19 protein-coding genes are annotated in these 16,897 nt (G+C 30.7%); 6 read left to right on the forward strand and 13 right to left on the reverse strand.

Annotated features, from left to right (window positions below; genetic code table 11):
* Nucleotides 1-50 precede the first annotated feature (50 nt).
* The 4 genes from LFT63_RS06680 to LFT63_RS06695 form a co-directional block, all read right to left on the reverse strand.
* Complete coding sequence (locus LFT63_RS06680; RefSeq protein ID WP_029055806.1) at nt 51-1,061, reverse strand: aldose epimerase family protein; 1,011 nt, start codon at nt 1,059-1,061, stop codon at nt 51-53.
* Between the two features lie 30 nt (nt 1,062-1,091).
* Entirely contained in the window at nt 1,092-1,418 is a 327-nt protein-coding gene (locus LFT63_RS06685) for a YnfA family protein (RefSeq protein WP_340768416.1), read from the reverse strand.
* Between the two features lie 215 nt (nt 1,419-1,633).
* Nucleotides 1,634-2,866 carry an ABC transporter permease gene (locus tag LFT63_RS06690; RefSeq protein ID WP_029055805.1) on the reverse strand — a complete coding sequence of 411 codons (1,233 nt, stop codon included), beginning with the start codon at nt 2,864-2,866 and terminating at the stop codon, nt 1,634-1,636.
* Nucleotides 2,859-3,758 carry an ABC transporter ATP-binding protein gene (locus tag LFT63_RS06695; protein ID WP_029055804.1) on the reverse strand — a complete coding sequence of 300 codons (900 nt, stop codon included), beginning with the start codon at nt 3,756-3,758 and terminating at the stop codon, nt 2,859-2,861. Before LFT63_RS06695 ends, LFT63_RS06690 begins: the two co-directional genes overlap by 8 nt.
* A gap of 190 nt (nt 3,759-3,948) precedes the next feature.
* Here LFT63_RS06695 and LFT63_RS06700 point away from each other — a divergent pair, with 190 nt between their 5' ends.
* A complete protein-coding gene (locus LFT63_RS06700) occupies nt 3,949-5,574 on the forward strand; it encodes a ribulokinase (RefSeq protein WP_029055803.1) in 1,626 nt (541 codons plus the stop codon).
* A 59-nt stretch (nt 5,575-5,633) separates the two neighbouring features.
* Here the strand turns inward: LFT63_RS06700 and LFT63_RS06705 are convergent, their stop codons facing one another.
* The 3 genes from LFT63_RS06705 to LFT63_RS06715 form a co-directional block, all read right to left on the reverse strand.
* Entirely contained in the window at nt 5,634-6,257 is a 624-nt protein-coding gene (locus LFT63_RS06705) for a hypothetical protein (RefSeq protein WP_156156329.1), read from the reverse strand.
* 119 nt (nt 6,258-6,376) lie between these two features.
* The gene (locus LFT63_RS06710; protein WP_017636493.1) at nt 6,377-6,577 is read right to left on the reverse strand and encodes a helix-turn-helix transcriptional regulator; all 201 of its coding nucleotides are present in this window, start codon (nt 6,575-6,577) and stop codon (nt 6,377-6,379) included.
* A gap of 143 nt (nt 6,578-6,720) precedes the next feature.
* The gene (locus tag LFT63_RS06715) at nt 6,721-7,341 is read right to left on the reverse strand and encodes a DUF805 domain-containing protein (protein ID WP_029055802.1); all 621 of its coding nucleotides are present in this window, start codon (nt 7,339-7,341) and stop codon (nt 6,721-6,723) included.
* Nucleotides 7,342-7,537: 196 nt separating this feature from the next.
* Between LFT63_RS06715 and LFT63_RS06720 the strand changes: the two genes are divergently transcribed.
* Entirely contained in the window at nt 7,538-8,146 is a 609-nt protein-coding gene (locus tag LFT63_RS06720; protein ID WP_017636495.1) for a DNA-3-methyladenine glycosylase, read from the forward strand.
* 48 nt (nt 8,147-8,194) lie between these two features.
* On the opposite strand, the gene LFT63_RS06725 is transcribed toward LFT63_RS06720, so the two are convergent.
* The 3 genes from LFT63_RS06725 to LFT63_RS06735 are packed head-to-tail and all read right to left on the reverse strand — an operon-like array spanning nt 8,195 to nt 9,853.
* Nucleotides 8,195-8,980, reverse strand: a complete 786-nt coding sequence (locus LFT63_RS06725) for a DUF4097 family beta strand repeat-containing protein (protein WP_029055801.1) — start codon at nt 8,978-8,980, stop codon at nt 8,195-8,197.
* Nucleotides 8,977-9,537 carry an HAAS signaling domain-containing protein gene (locus LFT63_RS06730; protein ID WP_107999865.1) on the reverse strand — a complete coding sequence of 187 codons (561 nt, stop codon included), beginning with the start codon at nt 9,535-9,537 and terminating at the stop codon, nt 8,977-8,979. Before LFT63_RS06730 ends, LFT63_RS06725 begins: the two co-directional genes overlap by 4 nt.
* Complete coding sequence (locus LFT63_RS06735) at nt 9,530-9,853, reverse strand: PadR family transcriptional regulator (protein WP_070453479.1); 324 nt, start codon at nt 9,851-9,853, stop codon at nt 9,530-9,532. The genes LFT63_RS06730 and LFT63_RS06735 overlap by 8 nt, the downstream gene beginning before the upstream one ends.
* A gap of 329 nt (nt 9,854-10,182) precedes the next feature.
* On the opposite strand from LFT63_RS06735, the gene gltS reads away from it, so the two are divergent.
* Nucleotides 10,183-11,391: a sodium/glutamate symporter gene (gltS, locus tag LFT63_RS06740; RefSeq protein ID WP_017636499.1), complete on the forward strand. Its 1,209-nt coding sequence runs from the start codon at nt 10,183-10,185 to the stop codon at nt 11,389-11,391.
* Between the two features lie 118 nt (nt 11,392-11,509).
* Here gltS and fni read toward each other — a convergent pair whose 3' ends face one another.
* Both fni and corA read right to left on the reverse strand, forming a co-directional pair.
* Nucleotides 11,510-12,559, reverse strand: coding sequence for a type 2 isopentenyl-diphosphate Delta-isomerase (fni, locus tag LFT63_RS06745; protein ID WP_029055797.1), 1,050 nt, complete (start codon nt 12,557-12,559; stop codon nt 11,510-11,512).
* A 46-nt stretch (nt 12,560-12,605) separates the two neighbouring features.
* Entirely contained in the window at nt 12,606-13,553 is a 948-nt protein-coding gene (gene corA / locus LFT63_RS06750; RefSeq protein WP_340768426.1) for a magnesium/cobalt transporter CorA, read from the reverse strand.
* 117 nt (nt 13,554-13,670) lie between these two features.
* On the opposite strand from corA, the gene LFT63_RS06755 reads away from it, so the two are divergent.
* Complete coding sequence (locus tag LFT63_RS06755; protein ID WP_029055796.1) at nt 13,671-14,153, forward strand: thioesterase family protein; 483 nt, start codon at nt 13,671-13,673, stop codon at nt 14,151-14,153.
* Nucleotides 14,153-14,551, forward strand: a complete 399-nt coding sequence (locus LFT63_RS06760) for a hypothetical protein (RefSeq protein ID WP_029055795.1) — start codon at nt 14,153-14,155, stop codon at nt 14,549-14,551. The genes LFT63_RS06755 and LFT63_RS06760 overlap by 1 nt, the downstream gene beginning before the upstream one ends.
* Nucleotides 14,552-14,612: 61 nt before the next feature.
* Here LFT63_RS06760 and LFT63_RS06765 read toward each other — a convergent pair whose 3' ends face one another.
* Entirely contained in the window at nt 14,613-15,512 is a 900-nt protein-coding gene (locus LFT63_RS06765) for an alpha/beta hydrolase fold domain-containing protein (protein WP_017636504.1), read from the reverse strand.
* A gap of 229 nt (nt 15,513-15,741) precedes the next feature.
* On the opposite strand from LFT63_RS06765, the gene LFT63_RS06770 reads away from it, so the two are divergent.
* Nucleotides 15,742-16,380 carry a hypothetical protein gene (locus LFT63_RS06770; protein WP_340768429.1) on the forward strand — a complete coding sequence of 213 codons (639 nt, stop codon included), beginning with the start codon at nt 15,742-15,744 and terminating at the stop codon, nt 16,378-16,380.
* The last annotated feature ends 517 nt before the right edge of the window (nt 16,381-16,897 follow it).

A 16,897-nucleotide genomic window follows, 5' to 3' on the forward strand; every position in this document is an offset into this window, starting at 1 on the left:
AGAAAGAGTGAAACCAATGGAATCAAAACCGTAGGCTTCACTCTTAATAATTACTTTTCATTTATTTCATAACTTGTTTGAGAATAAAATGTATCATTGGCTTTTAAGATAGACGAAGCGTCTTCACCATACATATTAATATCATTTGGTAAAAATTGAGATTCAATAGCTAAGCCAGAATGTGCCTTATAAATATTAGAATCACTATTCCAATCTTTTGGTTGATTAAATGTATATAATACATAATTTGGCATATCAGTTTTTACATCTAATTGAAACTCACCGTTATCTATTGATAATTGATGGCCTCCAACTTTGAATGGATGATCCAAGCCATTAAAAGTGTCAATTTGTTGTGCTAGTTGAGCATGTTTACTTTCAAATATATCTTTAAAGTATATATCATTACCATTAAAAATTTGATGTAAATCTAGTGTTTCATCTGTATTTATTAAATGTTGTTCATTAAGTTGATACATATTCAATTCAGAACTATATAGACGGTGATTATCGATAACATTATTATCTCTGTTCAAATTAAAATAAACATGATTCATCGGATTAAATAATGTTGTCTTCGTTGATGTAGCCTCATATTCAACTGTCCAACAATGATCGACATCATAAGTATGGGTAACTTTAACATCCATATTTCCTGGGTAATTATCATCTGTTTCCTTTAACGTTGTCTTAAAAATAATTTTTACTTGTCCCAATTCTTCGACTACTTCATAGTCGAATAACTTTGTATCTAGCCCGTGACCCCCGCCGTGGATATGATGATTACCATCATTTGCTTCTAATTGGTATTTTATTCCATCTAATGTGAACGAAGCATCGGAAATTCGACCACCGTATCTTCCTATAGTCGCTCCAAATTTAAATGGATTATCAAAATAAAATTCGTCCGCTTCAACAACATTCCCTAGTACAATATTATTATCATGATATTTCCATGATACTATTCTTGCACCAAAATTTGTAAATACAATTTTCGTTTCTTCATTATCAATTTTAATTAAATCAACACCATATCTTTGATGCTCAATTTCAACATTCATTACTTATTTCTCCCTTTCAAACACGTTTTATTAAGCCCTATGTGGTAATAACATTATTAAAACGCCAATTACACATACTACAGCACCCAATACATCGTATTTATCTGGCATATTTTTATCAATGAACATAGACCATACTAAGCTCATGACAATAAATATACCGCCATATGCGGCATAAACTCGTCCAAACGTTGGAAATGATTGTAACGTCGCAATCACACCATATAGGATGAGTATGATACCACCAATAATACCTAGCCACAATGGCTGACCTTCTCTAAGCCATAACCATATTAAGTAGCCGCCTCCTATTTCACAAAGACCTGCTAATATAAAAATCATCGTTGAATATAACATCGTTCTATCTACTCCATCCTAATAAGAGGTTATATTAATCAATTATGGTTGATGATGTGTATCAATCAGTTATTATTTTATATTAACTTCTTTGCTAACTCATACACATTGTTACACTTTTTCACCTAATATTCCATAGATAATTACAATTTAAAGAGGAAGAATGTTATGTAAGCTTTTTCAAAATGACATTAACACTCTTCCCCCTCTTTTATTTATTTTTTCATTACTTTTTTAATTGAGTTAATAAGACCTTTTTCAAATGTTAAAACTGAATCTTTGTATGTTTTAATAGCAATCCATATCAAGATCACCATAACTACTAATGAAATCAACATACTTAATACAATTTCCCAAATTTGTAATTCCGTCGATTGAGCGCGCACCAACATTTCAAATGGGGCTAAAAATGGAATAAAGCTTGTAATTTTAGCCAATAAAATATCAGGTTTATATATACTGAAAATAGCTATATAAAATGCAATCATTGCAAATAAAGTTAAAGGCATTAAGGTTTGATTAATGTCTTCTATTCTGGATGCTAAAGAACCTAAAATGGCTGCTAATAAAACATAAGTTAATATACCGATAATCACACTTAAAATGCCTACTATAATAATTTGCCATGATATGTCACTCATTGATAAATCAAAACCTTTAAGCATACGCTTTAAATCAAAAGCATATATACAAATGATTGCAACCACAATTATCATAGCTATTTGTGTAAACGCTACTGCTATGACACCTGTTATCTTAGCCATAATATGTGTTATCGGAGACACACTCGTAATAATCATTTCTATAACTCTTGATGTTTTTTCAGTTGCAATTTCCATAGCCACTTGTGTTGCATAATTGAAAATAATAAAAAACATTAGCATTAAAATGGCATAAACAAGAATCATATTAAATACTTTTTGGCTTTCACTTAATTGTTGTCCTTTATCATCTGATAAGATGTGGCTATCTACTTTACTTTGAGATTGTAATTTTTTTAAATCATTATCGCTGAGATGCAATTTCGATGCTATTAGTTTTGACTGAAGATTTGTAAGTAAACCAGTCACTTTTTGTTGTTTTTCTTGTGAAACGTTATCTTTACTCAAAATGGTCGCTGAAAGTTGATGGTCTTTATCCATTTTGATGATATAAGCTTCCTTTAATTTTTCACTTTTGACTTGAGATTTCGCTTCTTTTTGACTCACTCTTTCAAACGTTGCTTCCTCATCAATCACATGGCTCTGTTGTTTAATTGCTTTATATAATGGTTCATTATTGGTTACGACACCTATATGGTCATCATCACCTTTGAACATATCTATAATTTTGTCAGCATTTGATAAAGCTACCATCAAAATAATGACAATAACCATAAATATCATAAAGGATTTAGATTTAACCTTACTTTTATATGTTAATCCAAATGTAGCCCAGAATTTATTCATGAAGATCACCTACCTTATCAATAAAAATATCTTTCAGTGATGGTTCTAACACTTGAAATCGACGCACATAACCATGTGTTATAACTTGATTGTATATAGATTCAGCTACAGCCTCATTTTCTATTGTTAGTTTAATGTCATGCTTATTCACTTCTACATCAATAACACCTTGAATGCCTGTTAATTCTGGCATTGATTTATTAGTTTCGATAATTACCTGTTTATATCCATGAGAAGATTTAACTTCTTGTATATCGCCTGAAACTACTAGTTCTCCATGATTTAAAATACATACATCGTCACATAATTCCTCGACATGCTCCATACGATGTGAACTATAAATAATCGTCGAACCTTGGTTATTTAAATCTTTGACCGCTTCTTTTAGTAGTTCAACATTGACTGGATCTAATCCGCTAAAAGGTTCATCTAAAATAAGTAATTCAGGTTGATGAATCATACTTGCTAATAACTGAATTTTTTGTTGGTTACCTTTGGAAAGTGAATCAATACGTTTATGACGATTTTCAGTAATTGCAAATCGATTTAACCAATAATCTATATTTTTCTTAATAGCTTTTTTAGACATACCCTTCAAAGTAGCAAGATAAGTTAATTCGTCTTCAACAGTCATTTTTGAATGCAAACCCCGCTCTTCTGGTAAATAACCTATACGATTGTACATCGACTTATCTATTGTATGTCTCTCATATGTAATGTGACCTTCTGTTGGTTCACTTAATCCTAAAATCATTCTAAATGTAGTTGTTTTGCCAGCACCATTACGTCCTAAAAACCCAAGCATTTTTCCTTTCTCAAGTTCAATCGATATATCATTAACTGCTATAAATTGATTAAATCTCTTTGTCACGTGTTCAATATTTAATGACATGGTTACCTCCCAAATTAATGATTTAATTCTACATAAATATAACATTAATAAACTCATTAATGAATTTAGAATTTACAATATGTCACACTTTACATTCATTTATGTAAGCACTATCATTAATCATATCGTAGAACATTATTTTATTGATAACTTCTTTAAGATAAAACATTACATAAAGGGGATAGACATAATGAGTTATAGTATTGGTATCGATTATGGCACAGCATCTGGACGTGTTATTTTAGTAGATACTTCAGATGGAAAAATTATTTCTAGTTATGAAGAAACATACCAACATGGAACAATTGCTGAAGAATTAGGTGGAGAAACTTTACCTCATAATTACTTCTTACAACATGCTGGCGATTATCACAATGTTTTAGAAAATGGTGTTAAACATGTATTAGAAGAAAGTCAAATTAATAAAGATGAAGTAATCGGAATTGGCGTCGACTTCACAAGTTGTACTATTGTCTTTTTAGATGAAAACTTCAAACCTTTACATATGAATGAAGATTTAAAAAATCACCCTCATGCTTATGTTAAATTATGGAAACATCACGGTGCCCAAGATGAAGCAACACAAATGGTCGAAGCTAATGAAAAAGCAAATCAAAATTGGTTAGACTATTATGGTCACAGTGTTAATAGTGAATGGATGATACCTAAAATTCTTGAGGTAAAACATAAAGCACCTGAATTATTAGAACGTGCTCATTATATTATGGAAGCCGGAGACTATATGACAAGCTTGCTTGTTAATCAAAATATCCGATCAAATTGTGGTATAGGATTTAAAGGATTTTACGATGAAGTCAATGGATTTAATTACGATTTCTTTGAAACTGTAGATTCAGAATTACCTCAAATTGTAAAAGATAAATGTGAAGCACCGGTTATTCAAATTGGAGATAGTGCAGGTTCATTATCAGAATACTACCAAAATTTATGGGGATTATCTTCAAATGTTCAAATATCACCTTATATGATTGATGCACATTCTGGCGTATTAGGTGCAGGTGCCATTGAAAAAGGAGAATTCACTCCAGTCATTGGTACAAGTACTTGTCACTTAATGTTAGACCCTAAACAAGAACCCATTCCATCAATTACAGGTTCAGTTAAAGATGCTATTATACCTGGATTATATGCATATGAAGCTGGGCAAGCTGCTGTAGGAGACTTGTTTAGTTACTCTGAACGCATGGCTCCACATGAAATCGTTGAAGCCGCGAAGAACAAAGATATGGATGTATTACAATACTTAGAAACACTAGCAGAGCAAATCCCTGTTGAAGAACAACATGTAGTCGTGCTAGATTGGCATAATGGTAATAGAAGTATATTAAGCGATAGCCATTTAACTGGTAGTGTCTTTGGTTTAACATTACAAACACCATTCGAAATGGTACACCGTGCTTATTTAGAATCAACTGCATTTGGAACTAAAATGATCATGAAACAATTCGAAGATAATGACATTCCAGTTCATACAGTATATGCGTCAGGTGGTATACCTAAAAAAAGTAAATTACTCGTAGATATTTATGCCAATGTATTAAACAAAAAAGTAGTTGTCTTAGAATCATCTAATGCTACTGCTTTAGGTGCTGCTATGTTAGGAGCTAACGTCGGCGGTGCTTACGAAACATTACGAGATACTGTACAACATATGAAACAACCGATTTATTATGAAAAACAACCAGATCCTGAAAAAGTAAAACATTACGAAAAATTATTTAATAAATACCGACAACTTCATGATTTATTAGGTAGAGAACATGCTGAATTATCTTATATTCATGAAACTGAATAAGCAACTTTAAAAACAGCTATCCTTGCCTTTGTTTATCAACATGGCAAGAATAGCTGTTTTTAATTTTTAATACTTTTATATTTAAATGTAATGACTAATGAAATAATAACAATGAACAGGATTGAAATATAACTAGATATTGGCCAATGCCCCATTATTACTTCAATAACTATATCAACAATACTGACTACCATTAAAGCAATTAATTGCCAAATTGTATTACTCGCATATGCATTAACAATTCTACGTCTCTCATATTCATCACTGAAGTTATAATTAGGCAACATATTTAAAGAACGTTCTTGTGTATTAATCTTTTCTTTTGCTGAAACTGTCGGTGTATCAGATATTTGAATACGACTGTCTTTCATCAATATCATCATTATAATTGGAATAAGCAACCCTAAACTAGACCAACTATTAACCATCACCTCACTGCTTACCACTAAAGGGATAATTACATTATTAATGACGATTAAATAAATCATGAGCACTATAAAAAATATAATGTGTTTCTTTCTGGCTTTACGATTTAAATAGTTTTTCTCATTTTTATTATTTACGTAAATTATTGTAGTATCCGTTGTTTCTTTATTTAAAGATAGTTTACAGACTGTCACGATTAATATAAGTAAACTACCTATCAAATATGGAGACAAATATTCACGTTGAATATCAAACATTGCTTGGAAATAAAATATACAGGCAATTACAAATATAGATATCGCACTCGCTTTTGCTAAATGATTTTTGAATAAATTATTTTTGAATTCATCTTTAAATTCTAATTTATTAAAAATAACTATTCATCCTCCCAAAATAAGTCGTTAAGTGTGACTGACAAGGTTTTAGCTATATTTATACATAATTTTAATGACGGATTATATTTATCATTTTCAATCATATTAATTGTTTGTCTGGAAACTCCTATTCGTCTTGCTAGTTCTAATTGCGACATCTTTTGATGTGCTCGATATTGTTTCACTCTATTCAACGCATTCATCCGCTTCTTTCGATAAGTATTATCTTGATTTTACTAAATCATTTACCCATACGTCAAATATATACGACATCTACTAGAATAAATGATGATTTCTTATATAAAAAGCTAAGGTCTCACTATGACCCTAGCTTTACATTACTATTTTAAATTTCATTATTATCATAATTATGTTTCTTATTTGCTTTGTCTACTGGATTATAATTATTATCGCTTATCATTTCAGACCCTGCATATTTTGGACTTGGCCCATAAATATTAGTTTCTCTCTGACTGTTTAAACAACAAATAACGATATTATAAATACCAAAAATCCAAGAGATGATTGTAATTAACCAATAGATTAGTAATAACCATCCATTTTCAGAATGTCCAGTTGCATTGACCACCCAATTAAATATATTTAAAAATACTGCAATACCAAATCCGATCATAGGTATCCACATTGTGCGTGAAGTATCATGGAATCGACGGGCTAATATAGCTAAATTCGGAATAATTGTCACTAGTGAGTAAATGGCTAAATATAACACGGATATCACTAGACTAAAGACACCAATACTAAGTGCAGTCGTACTTTGACCTGAAGAGATACCTATAGTCAGCCCTATTGCACCAATAATCAATAAAATAATACCAGGACACATAAATATTAAATGCCATAATTGCATAAACCAATATTCACTACGTCTTGATCTACCTTTAAAATTAAAATAATTTGACCAATATAATTTAAATGATGCTTTAAAACCAACTTTCTCTCTCATCTTAGCTGCTCCTTTCAAATCATCAATTCAATTTATTTTATTACTCATATCAATTTTGATACATTAATTAAGTAATAATATTGTTAATACGGTCATTGTATCAAATAGATAGACCTAAAAAAATATAAATCAAATATTTTTTAAGAATTTCCAAAATAAATTATAAAAACAAATATTTTTATAGAGGAGTTCCATTATGGATTTTAAAGAACGTAATACAACAGATATTGCAAAATCATTATTAGGAGTCCGTGTCATTTATCAGGATAATCATCAAACTTATAGCGGTTATATTGTCGAAACTGAGGCTTATTTAGGTTTTGAAGATCGCGCAGCTCATGGCTTTGGTGGTAAACAAACACCTAAAGTTACTTCATTATATAAGACTGGTGGAACAATTTATGCACATGTCATGCATACACATTTATTAATTAACTTTGTTACTAAAGATAGTGGTGTTCCTGAAGGTGTGCTTATTCGCGCAGTAGAACCAGAAGACGGGATTGAAGCTATGAGAATCAATAGAGGCAAAGATGGATTTGAATTGACTAATGGACCAGGAAAATGGACGAAAGCATTTAATATTCCGCGTGCCATTGATGGATCTACTATCAATCAATGTCGCCTATCAATTGACATAAAAAATCGGAAACATCCTAAATCGATAGTTGAAAGTGGTCGTATTGGTATTCCAAATAAAGGAGAATGGACAAATAAACCACTTCGCTATACAGTCAAAGGTAATCCATATGTATCTCGCATGAAAAAATCAGATTTTCAAAACCCTGATGATACATGGAAATAAAGGAGAGGATAGCACTAAAAATAGTGCCATCCTCTCTTTTAATCAATTTTATTTTACCGTAATATCTCCAGAATCATTAGATAAATTGACTTTGTTGTCTCCTTTACCTATTTGATGTTGTTTTAATTCCTTATCATATATATTCGTATCTCCAGAATCGTTTAAGGCAGTAAATGATGTGTTTTTGGCTTTGTTTTTATAATTTATATGAATATCTCCACTATCATTTGATACATTTAATGGTTGATCAGGAATACTTTGTTTCATTTCTATATCTCCTGAATCATTTTTTATTTTACCTTCTGTGAAATGAATGTGTTTCATTAAAATATCACCCGAATCATTATTGACTTTCAAATCACCTAATTTACTATCTGTCAAAGTGATATCTCCAGAATCAACATTGATATGCGTTTTCTTACTAACAACATTATCAACTTTGATATCCCCCGCGTCATCTTTTATTGTTAGTTCATTCATTTCTTTTGGTAAGGTAATAATAATTTTATTAGTGAACATAGTGCCTATTCTAAAATTGATATTAGATTGATTATGTTGGTCATTAATATGCCATGTTCCTTTTTCGACTTTACTATCTACTTTAGCGTCTGAACTACCAATTGATTTTATCGAAAATGTCTTACCATGCTTTATTTCAACATCACTATTCTCAACATCCAATTGAATAGATTTTATATTGTCTTTATATTCTTTATTTAATTGCGTTTCATGATGTGCTGAAGATAACTTCTTACCTTGAGAAATAAGACCTATACCAAAACCAATGCTCAATATTAAACCAATTATAAAAAGTGTGATGATTAACTTTCTCATGGATGAACACTTCCTTTCACGAATGAGACATTCCATTTAAGATACATTACTGTTAATTTTAAGAACCATTTAATGAGAAGAATAGTAATTGCTAATAACATTAAACTAACACCAAACATTAATCCCGCCATATAAACATCATATAAAATAATTGAATTTGAGCCTTCAGTTGCAAATTTGATAATTAAAAATATAGGTGCACTGAAAAGTATTAATGTAAAAACAATTAATGTGAAAAAAATCATTAAAATGAAGAATGCTGGTACTAATACAATAAAGAAATTAAAAAGTCCTAATCCCATCACTGCTAATATAGCTTTAAATATACTTTTTAAATTAGACTTCTCATCTACCTTTTCGATAGCCATAGTGGCGTTCAATTCTTTAGCAATCATTTTAGGATCTCCTAATTGTTTAGCTATATCTTCTTCAGATTTCCCTTCATTTTTACCACTTATAAAATGAGTTTCATATTCGTTATAAATATCTTGCTTGTCAGTATTATCCATATGCTTTAAATTAGCGACCAATTGCTTTAAATATCTTTCTTTATTCATTTGATTCACTCTCCTCAATAAACGTATTTACAGCATTAGAAAACAACTGCCATTCCTCTTTTAACGTCGCCAATCTTCCTTGGCCCTGTTCTGTAAGACGATAATATTTTCTCGCTGGACCTTCTGTTGATGGCTGATAATACGTAGATAGTTCACCGTTTTTAACTAATCTTCGTAATAATGGATATACAGTTCCTTCAGCAATTGTCATATAACGTGAGATATTTTGAACTAATGAATAACCATATTGATCTTCTCTTTTGATAATGAGCAAGACAATTAGTTCTAACGCACCCTTCTTAAATTGCGTATTCATAGGCATTCCTCCATATTTCATTTTAGGTACTAAACATTACACAGTAGTGATTATCTATAATATAGCACTCACTACTGTACATTGCAAGGTACTAAATAATAAATCCTCAACATAGGATATTCTTTTTTAATAATTTTAATATTATTTCTGATAATATCTATTGAAAATTAATACTTTTATGTATAAATACAAATAATATTTATTCTAAAACTAGATTTAATGGATTTATACGTGTATACTAGGTATAGTGGCTTTTTATAACGCTTACATATTTTAATTGAATAACACTTAAACATAGGTTTTGGGGTAACTTCTAAGGGGGAGTTAAAATGTTAGAATTAGATGCTATTACCACATTATGTTTAGCATGTATTTTATATCTGATTGGTCAAACAATCATAAACCATGTCTCGTTTTTAAGAAGAATTTGTATTCCAGCACCAGTGATTGGTGGCTTAATTTTTGCAATTTTAGTTGCGATTTTAGATTCCTTTAATATAGTTAAAATTAAATTAGACTCATCATTTATACAAAATTTCTTTATGTTAGCCTTTTTCACAACAATTGGATTAGGAGCATCATTGAAATTATTTAAAGTTGGTGGAAAGGTCATGTTATTATACTTTATGTTTTGTGGTATTATGGCTTTCTGTCAAAACGTCATTGGTGTTTCCTTAGCTAAAGTATTAAATATCAAACCATTATTAGGTTTAACAGCAGGGTCTATGTCAATGGAAGGTGGTCATGGTAATGCCGCTGCCTATGGTAAAACAATTCAAGATATGGGCATTGATTCCGCTGTAACTGCTGCTCTTGCTGCCGCAACATTAGGTTTAGTATTTGGCGGTTTGATTGGCGGACCTGTAGTTAAATTTTTAATCAAACGTTATAACCTCAAACCTGAACATAGTGATGATTCATTTAAAAACTATGGTGAAGTTGAATATAATCAAGCACTTCACGAAAAATATAAACCAACACAAATTTTCTTTATACAGTTTACAATTCTTGTATTCTGTATGGCACTCGGTACATACATAGGAAATACGTTTACTGATTTAACAAATGTTAATATACCAATGTATGTAGGCTCAATGTTCGTCGCTGTTTTTGTGCGTAACATTTCTGAAGCATTTGGCTTTAACATTGTTGATTTAAAAATTAACGAAGAAATCGGTGATATCTCATTAGGTATCTTCCTATCTCTCGCGTTAATGAGTATTCAATTAACTGAAATCTACTCATTAGCATTACCATTAATTATCATAGTTCTTGTGCAAGTTGTATTCATGATCTTGTTCTCTATCTTCATTTTATTCAGAGGCTTAGGCAAAGACTATGATGCTGCAGTAATGGTTGGTGGCTTTATTGGTCATGGGTTAGGTGCAACACCTAATGCAATGGCTAATTTAGATGTCATTACAAAAAAATACGGTAACTCACCCAAAGCTTATTTAGTTGTTCCTATTGTCGGTGCATTCTTAATCGACTTAATAGGCGTGATTATTGTTATGGGCTTTATACAATTTTTCCAATAATAAAAAAACAGTACACATGATGGAACTAAGACATAAAGTGCTTTTGCTTATGTCCTGACAGTTTCTCATGTGTACTGTTTTATTTTTGAATTTATTTTGGCAACTATAGTTAGGCCAATTATCCTTTATGAATATCTAAACCTCTTTGGTCTATCCACGATAATAAATCTTGGCTGAATATCATATCTTTATGAGTTAATTCATCAATATTTTTAGCGTCTAACATAGTCATTATTTTCTTCATATGATCTAAAAATGACTCTACATATTCAATCGTTTGCGTAATACCTGATTGCTCAACTTGATTTAAAAATGGTCGTGACATTCCAACTGCTTTAGCACCTAATGCTAAGCATTTCACTGCGTCTAATGGTGTACGTAAACCACCACTTGCAAAGACATTAAGTTTATCTTGATAATCGGTACTTTCTAATAGAGATTCAACTGTTGATTGTCCCCAATTTGATAAATAATCCATATCTTTATTTGAACGTCTCTCATTTTCAATATCAACAAAGTTTGTACCACCACGCCCACTTACGTCAACATAAGCTACTCCAACGTTAAGCAGTGATTTGTACGTTTCTTTACTCATACCAAATCCTACTTCTTTTACAATCACTGGAACATCTACTGCTTTAACAATAGCTTCGATGTTTTCCATCCAATTGGCAAATTCACGATTACCTTCTGGCATAACTAGCTCTTGTGGTGAATTAACATGTATTTGTAATGCTTGCGCATCTAATAATTCAACGGCTTTTACGGCTTTATCTACAGGCACATCAGCACCCACATTACTGAATATAATACCATCTGGATTAGTTTCTCTTACAATAGTGAATGACTCTGCCATTTTAGGATTTCGTAAAGCAGCATGTGTTGAACCAACCGCCATTGCTAATCCTGTTTCTCTTGCAACAATCGCAAGTTTCTCATTAATTTGTTTAGTCCATTCACTACCACCCGTCATTGCATTGATATAAACGGGATATTTCAAGTCAAAATGTGATGTACGTGTAGTTAAATCAACATCATCTACATCTATATTAGGAATTGAATGATGTACAAACCTTACTTTGTCAAAATCTGACAATGCAGCATCTTGCTGTGCCATCGCGATTTCAACATGTTCATTTTTTCTCTGCTCTCTTTGAAAATCACTCATTACTATACCGCCCTTTCCAACTCAATCTAATTTTAAAATGCACAATTTAAAACCATTTCTTTTTTTTGAAGAAAATTATTAACACAATAGTGATGATTAACATAATAATTAAGCAAACAAAATAGCTATAATACCATTTAAGTTCAGGCATATATTCAAAGTTCATTCCGTATATACCTGCAATAAAGGTAAGTGGAGAAAATATAACTGAAACTAATGTTAAAATTTGCATAATATTATTCATTCTAAATGATGTATAAGATTCATAGTTTTCTCTAATTTCATTCGTCATTTCTTGAGAAGTCTTAATGACGTTACTTTGTTTAATTAAGTGGTCATCTATATGTTGTATATACATTGAATGCTTATTATCTTTAATTAAATTACCTTCAGTTTTAATCGTATCAACTAACTCTTGCATTGGAAATAAAACACGTTTGATTTTAATTAAGTCAGAACGTAATTTAAATACGTTGTCCATTACATCTTTACTAAAGCGATCATCAACATGTCTATCCTCAAATGTATATACCTTATCTTCAATATCGTAAACAAAATTAAAGTATTTATCTACCATACTATCTAATATAAGAATAACAATATCTGCACAATCTAGTTCTGGATCATGGTGTTGTTCATTTACTTTAGCCACTCTTTTAAGCGATTCAAAACTTTGATGATGGTATGTGACTAATAATTTATCCCCTAAAAATACATTTAACGCTATTGCAGAATAATTGCGTACTAATATACTATGAAGAACTAAATATTGATAATCATCATACGATTTATATTTTGCTCGAGGAATACCATTAATGGCATCATCTATTTCTAAATCATTAAAGTTAAAATGATTTCTTAAAAATTCATTTTCTTGTGGTGTTGCGTCCTCAAAATCGTACCAAACAATTGTTGCTTCACTAGGAATATCTTCAATCCGATTCACCCTTTTTAAAGGTTCGGTAGATGTTTGGTATCGAATAGTCATTGTCATCTCCATTTACCCCCTGTTAAGCAGTTCTTCATTATTTTATCATGAATTGAATTACGTGTATGTCTTAATTTAATTTAGTAAAATAATTAGCAAGCACACAAAAAAGGAGTAGTTGTCATGTCTCAAACATTTAAGGTAAGTAAAACGGTGACTGAAGATTTTATCGATCATAATAATCATATGCATGATGCATACTATAATATCATTTTTAGTGATGTGATTGATGATTTTAATTATAGTCATGGTTTATCATTAGAAGAACGTGAACAATATAAATACACTACATTTACAATTGAAGAACACACTACATTTTTATCTGAATTAACATTAAATGAGCATTATGATGTTGAGTTATATATTTATGATTATGATTACAAACGTGTTCACTTTTTCTTAAGAATGGTCCGTAATAATGGTAATGTTGCAGCTACAAATGAAGTAATGATGATGGGCATTGATCAAAAACAACGACGCTCAGCTGCCTTTCCAGAAGACTATTACAAACAAATGCAACACTATGCTGACCAACAACAGCAAACAATTGAATGGCCAGACCAACTAGGCCATCGAATTGGTATCCCTCATAAGGAGGATAAATAATGAATGATTCTATTCGCCATACAGTACAAAGTGAATTATTAGATTTATTCGATGATGTTAAATATGCGCTTAGTGACTTAAACGAACAAAAAGCTTTAACGATAAATGGTCCAGGTTCAAAATTATTTAAACGTGCAACACGAATGAGTTACACTCAAGGTCAAAAACAAGCTATTGATGAAATAAATCAACTTCTTGAAAAATATGATGATGACAATCAATTTCTCGAACACTATAATCAACTTGCGAATCGTGTACGAAATGATAATATTGAAAAAGTCTTTTCATTTAGTAATTTAACCGACATACCAAGTCATTTTGAGGACACAATTGCTGACTTATATTTTTCAAAAGGACAAAACTTTATTATTAAACATATTAATTCTATTATGGAATAATATAAAAAGGACGTTTAGCTAAATATCAACTGCTAAACGCCCTTTTCTTTATTTATACATGCTATTTATTTAAAGCTTTGGTAATTTGTTTAACAACTTTATGTGATTCACGAATCGGATAAAGTGGAAAATCATGAACCATTCTTGGATATTCATAAAATTCAATATCTTGTCCAACTGATTCCAATGTATCCTTAAATAAATGCATATCTGGATTAATAATTTCTCTACCTCCACCAAACATAAACACTGGTGGTAATCCTTCAATCTTGCCATATATTGGTGATACACGTGAATTGGTAAGTGGCAATTCATCTGCCCAACGTTTCATAATTTCATTCACACCAAATCTGCTCACTAATATATCTTTGTCTAATAGGTCATCAGTTATATCTTTGTTTGATAATGTTGCATCTAATAATGGTGAAATTAAATATAATTGACGTGGTACTTGTTCATTTTGTTCGATCAAGCTTTGCACTAAGTTTAATGCTAATCCACCACCAGAGCCATCTCCCATGACAATAATATGTTCTGCACCCACTTCAGATACTAATTGATCATAAACATCTTTAACAGCTTTTTGTGTATCATTGATATGATAATCAGGTGCTTTAGGATAAATAGGAAATACAACTTCATGTAACGTTGATAATGTCAATTTATCTAAGAATCTCCAATGAAATGGTGATGGTTGTAATGTATTATATCCACCATGAATATACAAAATTTTTCTTTTGGATTCATGTCTAAAATTAAATCTAAAAACTTGCATATCTCCTAGCATAAGTTTATCTAAATTGGCTTTCACATTCAGTGTAGATGGTTGCTTATGTTTTTTCTCATTTTCAATTTGTCTTTTTTCGAAAAATTTATCCACTGCTTCATCATTATCGAAAAATATTGAACGATTGTGTAGAATATATTTGTTTACCACTCTGTTCATTAAACGATTCTTCATAAATAACTAAACCTACCTCTTATCAATTTTTAAAATTAAAAAACAATTTGATTAAAAACCTACATTCGCAACATAAAAAGGGATATAATTTAAAGTATATTTTAATTTAGTCATGAATTTCATTTTATAAATTGTCTAATTTTTTACTGTCTTTGAATAATCATTATTATAACAAAATCAGACTAGAAATGATAAAGAAAGATATGACTATTTCAAGGGAGGCACCTGCATGTCTAATCAACAAAGCAGATTGGAAAACTTTGACGATGCATTTCAAACGCAAGGTTTGCATCGAGGTAAACAATATGGCAAGAAAAAGCGTTCATGGGTAAGTATGATTATTCAATTAATTGTGCTTGTGTTGACTGCAATTACAAGTTATAGCATGTATAAACAACCCATATTCAATATTGTATTTGCCAAACAAACTATTGATTTTCATCAACTTAAAAATTTCCAAGATACTGTTACACAAATTGGAAATATTAATATCAATTTAGGTAATATTGATCAATTACAACAATCAATTGACCGATTATTGATTGTCTTTTACGCCTTTTTCGCATTATGTATTCTTAGTTTAATTTTATCGATTTTAACAATTATTTTTAATCGTAGTGCTTTAAAGGTTGTAAATATGTTGTTTCTTGCCATTATGCTAGTGATAACAATGTACTTTAGCTATATTATTCATACATTAGCTGAGAAAATTTCTGATTCACTTAAACAATATTACTTAACTGTCTCACCAGATCAGGTAGTGGTAGAAGCCGATGCTATTCACAACGCGCTTATTTTATTAGCTTGTAGCATTGGATTACTAATTATTAGTCTATTCTTTAGAAACAGAAAAATCCGTATTAAATAATATATCTTTTAATAATTAAAAGCGTGTCGAAAGATGATCTTGATAAAGATGTCTTTCAACACGCTTTTTGTGTTTTATTTATTCTTTAGTGGCTTTTACTCTTTTCATTCGTTCTTTTCGGTTCGCCTTAAACCATTCTGAACTTCGTTCATATATTGGCAGTAGATGTCTATCTTGAACGTGCGTATTTCATACTTCCTTCAAGTCTAGCCATCCTTGCCGGGGTGGAACGACGATAAAGAACATCTTAGTCAAAACTAAGATGTAAGTACTACTAACCTAATAAAATTAGGAGTAGTACTTCACATTTCTGTTCTACTCCCATAAGTGGCTCTAACTCATTTCATTCGTTCTCTTCGGTTCGCCTTAGCTTCGCTAATGCATAAGTGGCTCTAACTCATTTCATTCGTAAGAGCCACTAAAAAAAGGGATCGATATCAAAATTGATACCGATCCCTTAAAAATCATGCCCCCACAACACAATTTTTTTAATTAAACTTTATTTAATGTCTATCAA

Origin of the sequence: Staphylococcus sp. FSL H8-0121 (assembly GCF_038008425.1) — a bacterium.
Taxonomy (GTDB): domain Bacteria; phylum Bacillota; class Bacilli; order Staphylococcales; family Staphylococcaceae; genus Staphylococcus; species Staphylococcus pasteuri.

Excerpts from the sequence above, each read along its gene's own strand:
- gltS (WP_017636499.1), top strand. The coding sequence starts at position 10,183 with ATGTTAGAATTAGATGCTATTACCACATTATGTTTAGCATGTATTTTA.
- LFT63_RS06695 (WP_029055804.1), bottom strand. The coding sequence starts at position 3,758 with ATGTCATTAAATATTGAACACGTGACAAAGAGATTTAATCAATTTATA.
- LFT63_RS06735 (WP_070453479.1), bottom strand. The coding sequence starts at position 9,853 with ATGAATACGCAATTTAAGAAGGGTGCGTTAGAACTAATTGTCTTGCTC.
- LFT63_RS06710 (WP_017636493.1), bottom strand. The coding sequence starts at position 6,577 with ATGAATGCGTTGAATAGAGTGAAACAATATCGAGCACATCAAAAGATG.
- LFT63_RS06690 (WP_029055805.1), bottom strand. The coding sequence starts at position 2,866 with ATGAATAAATTCTGGGCTACATTTGGATTAACATATAAAAGTAAGGTT.
- LFT63_RS06685 (WP_340768416.1), bottom strand. The coding sequence starts at position 1,418 with ATGTTATATTCAACGATGATTTTTATATTAGCAGGTCTTTGTGAAATA.
- LFT63_RS06725 (WP_029055801.1), bottom strand. The coding sequence starts at position 8,980 with ATGAGAAAGTTAATCATCACACTTTTTATAATTGGTTTAATATTGAGC.
- LFT63_RS06730 (WP_107999865.1), bottom strand. The coding sequence starts at position 9,537 with ATGAATAAAGAAAGATATTTAAAGCAATTGGTCGCTAATTTAAAGCAT.
- LFT63_RS06765 (WP_017636504.1), bottom strand. The coding sequence starts at position 15,512 with ATGAAGAATCGTTTAATGAACAGAGTGGTAAACAAATATATTCTACAC.
- LFT63_RS06770 (WP_340768429.1), top strand. The coding sequence starts at position 15,742 with ATGTCTAATCAACAAAGCAGATTGGAAAACTTTGACGATGCATTTCAA.
- LFT63_RS06760 (WP_029055795.1), top strand. The coding sequence starts at position 14,153 with ATGAATGATTCTATTCGCCATACAGTACAAAGTGAATTATTAGATTTA.
- LFT63_RS06715 (WP_029055802.1), bottom strand. The coding sequence starts at position 7,341 with ATGAGAGAGAAAGTTGGTTTTAAAGCATCATTTAAATTATATTGGTCA.
- LFT63_RS06705 (WP_156156329.1), bottom strand. The coding sequence starts at position 6,257 with ATGTTTGATATTCAACGTGAATATTTGTCTCCATATTTGATAGGTAGT.
- corA (WP_340768426.1), bottom strand. The coding sequence starts at position 13,553 with ATGACAATGACTATTCGATACCAAACATCTACCGAACCTTTAAAAAGG.
- LFT63_RS06680 (WP_029055806.1), bottom strand. The coding sequence starts at position 1,061 with ATGAATGTTGAAATTGAGCATCAAAGATATGGTGTTGATTTAATTAAA.
- fni (WP_029055797.1), bottom strand. The coding sequence starts at position 12,559 with ATGAGTGATTTTCAAAGAGAGCAGAGAAAAAATGAACATGTTGAAATC.
- LFT63_RS06720 (WP_017636495.1), top strand. The coding sequence starts at position 7,538 with ATGGATTTTAAAGAACGTAATACAACAGATATTGCAAAATCATTATTA.
- LFT63_RS06700 (WP_029055803.1), top strand. The coding sequence starts at position 3,949 with ATGAGTTATAGTATTGGTATCGATTATGGCACAGCATCTGGACGTGTT.
- LFT63_RS06755 (WP_029055796.1), top strand. The coding sequence starts at position 13,671 with ATGTCTCAAACATTTAAGGTAAGTAAAACGGTGACTGAAGATTTTATC.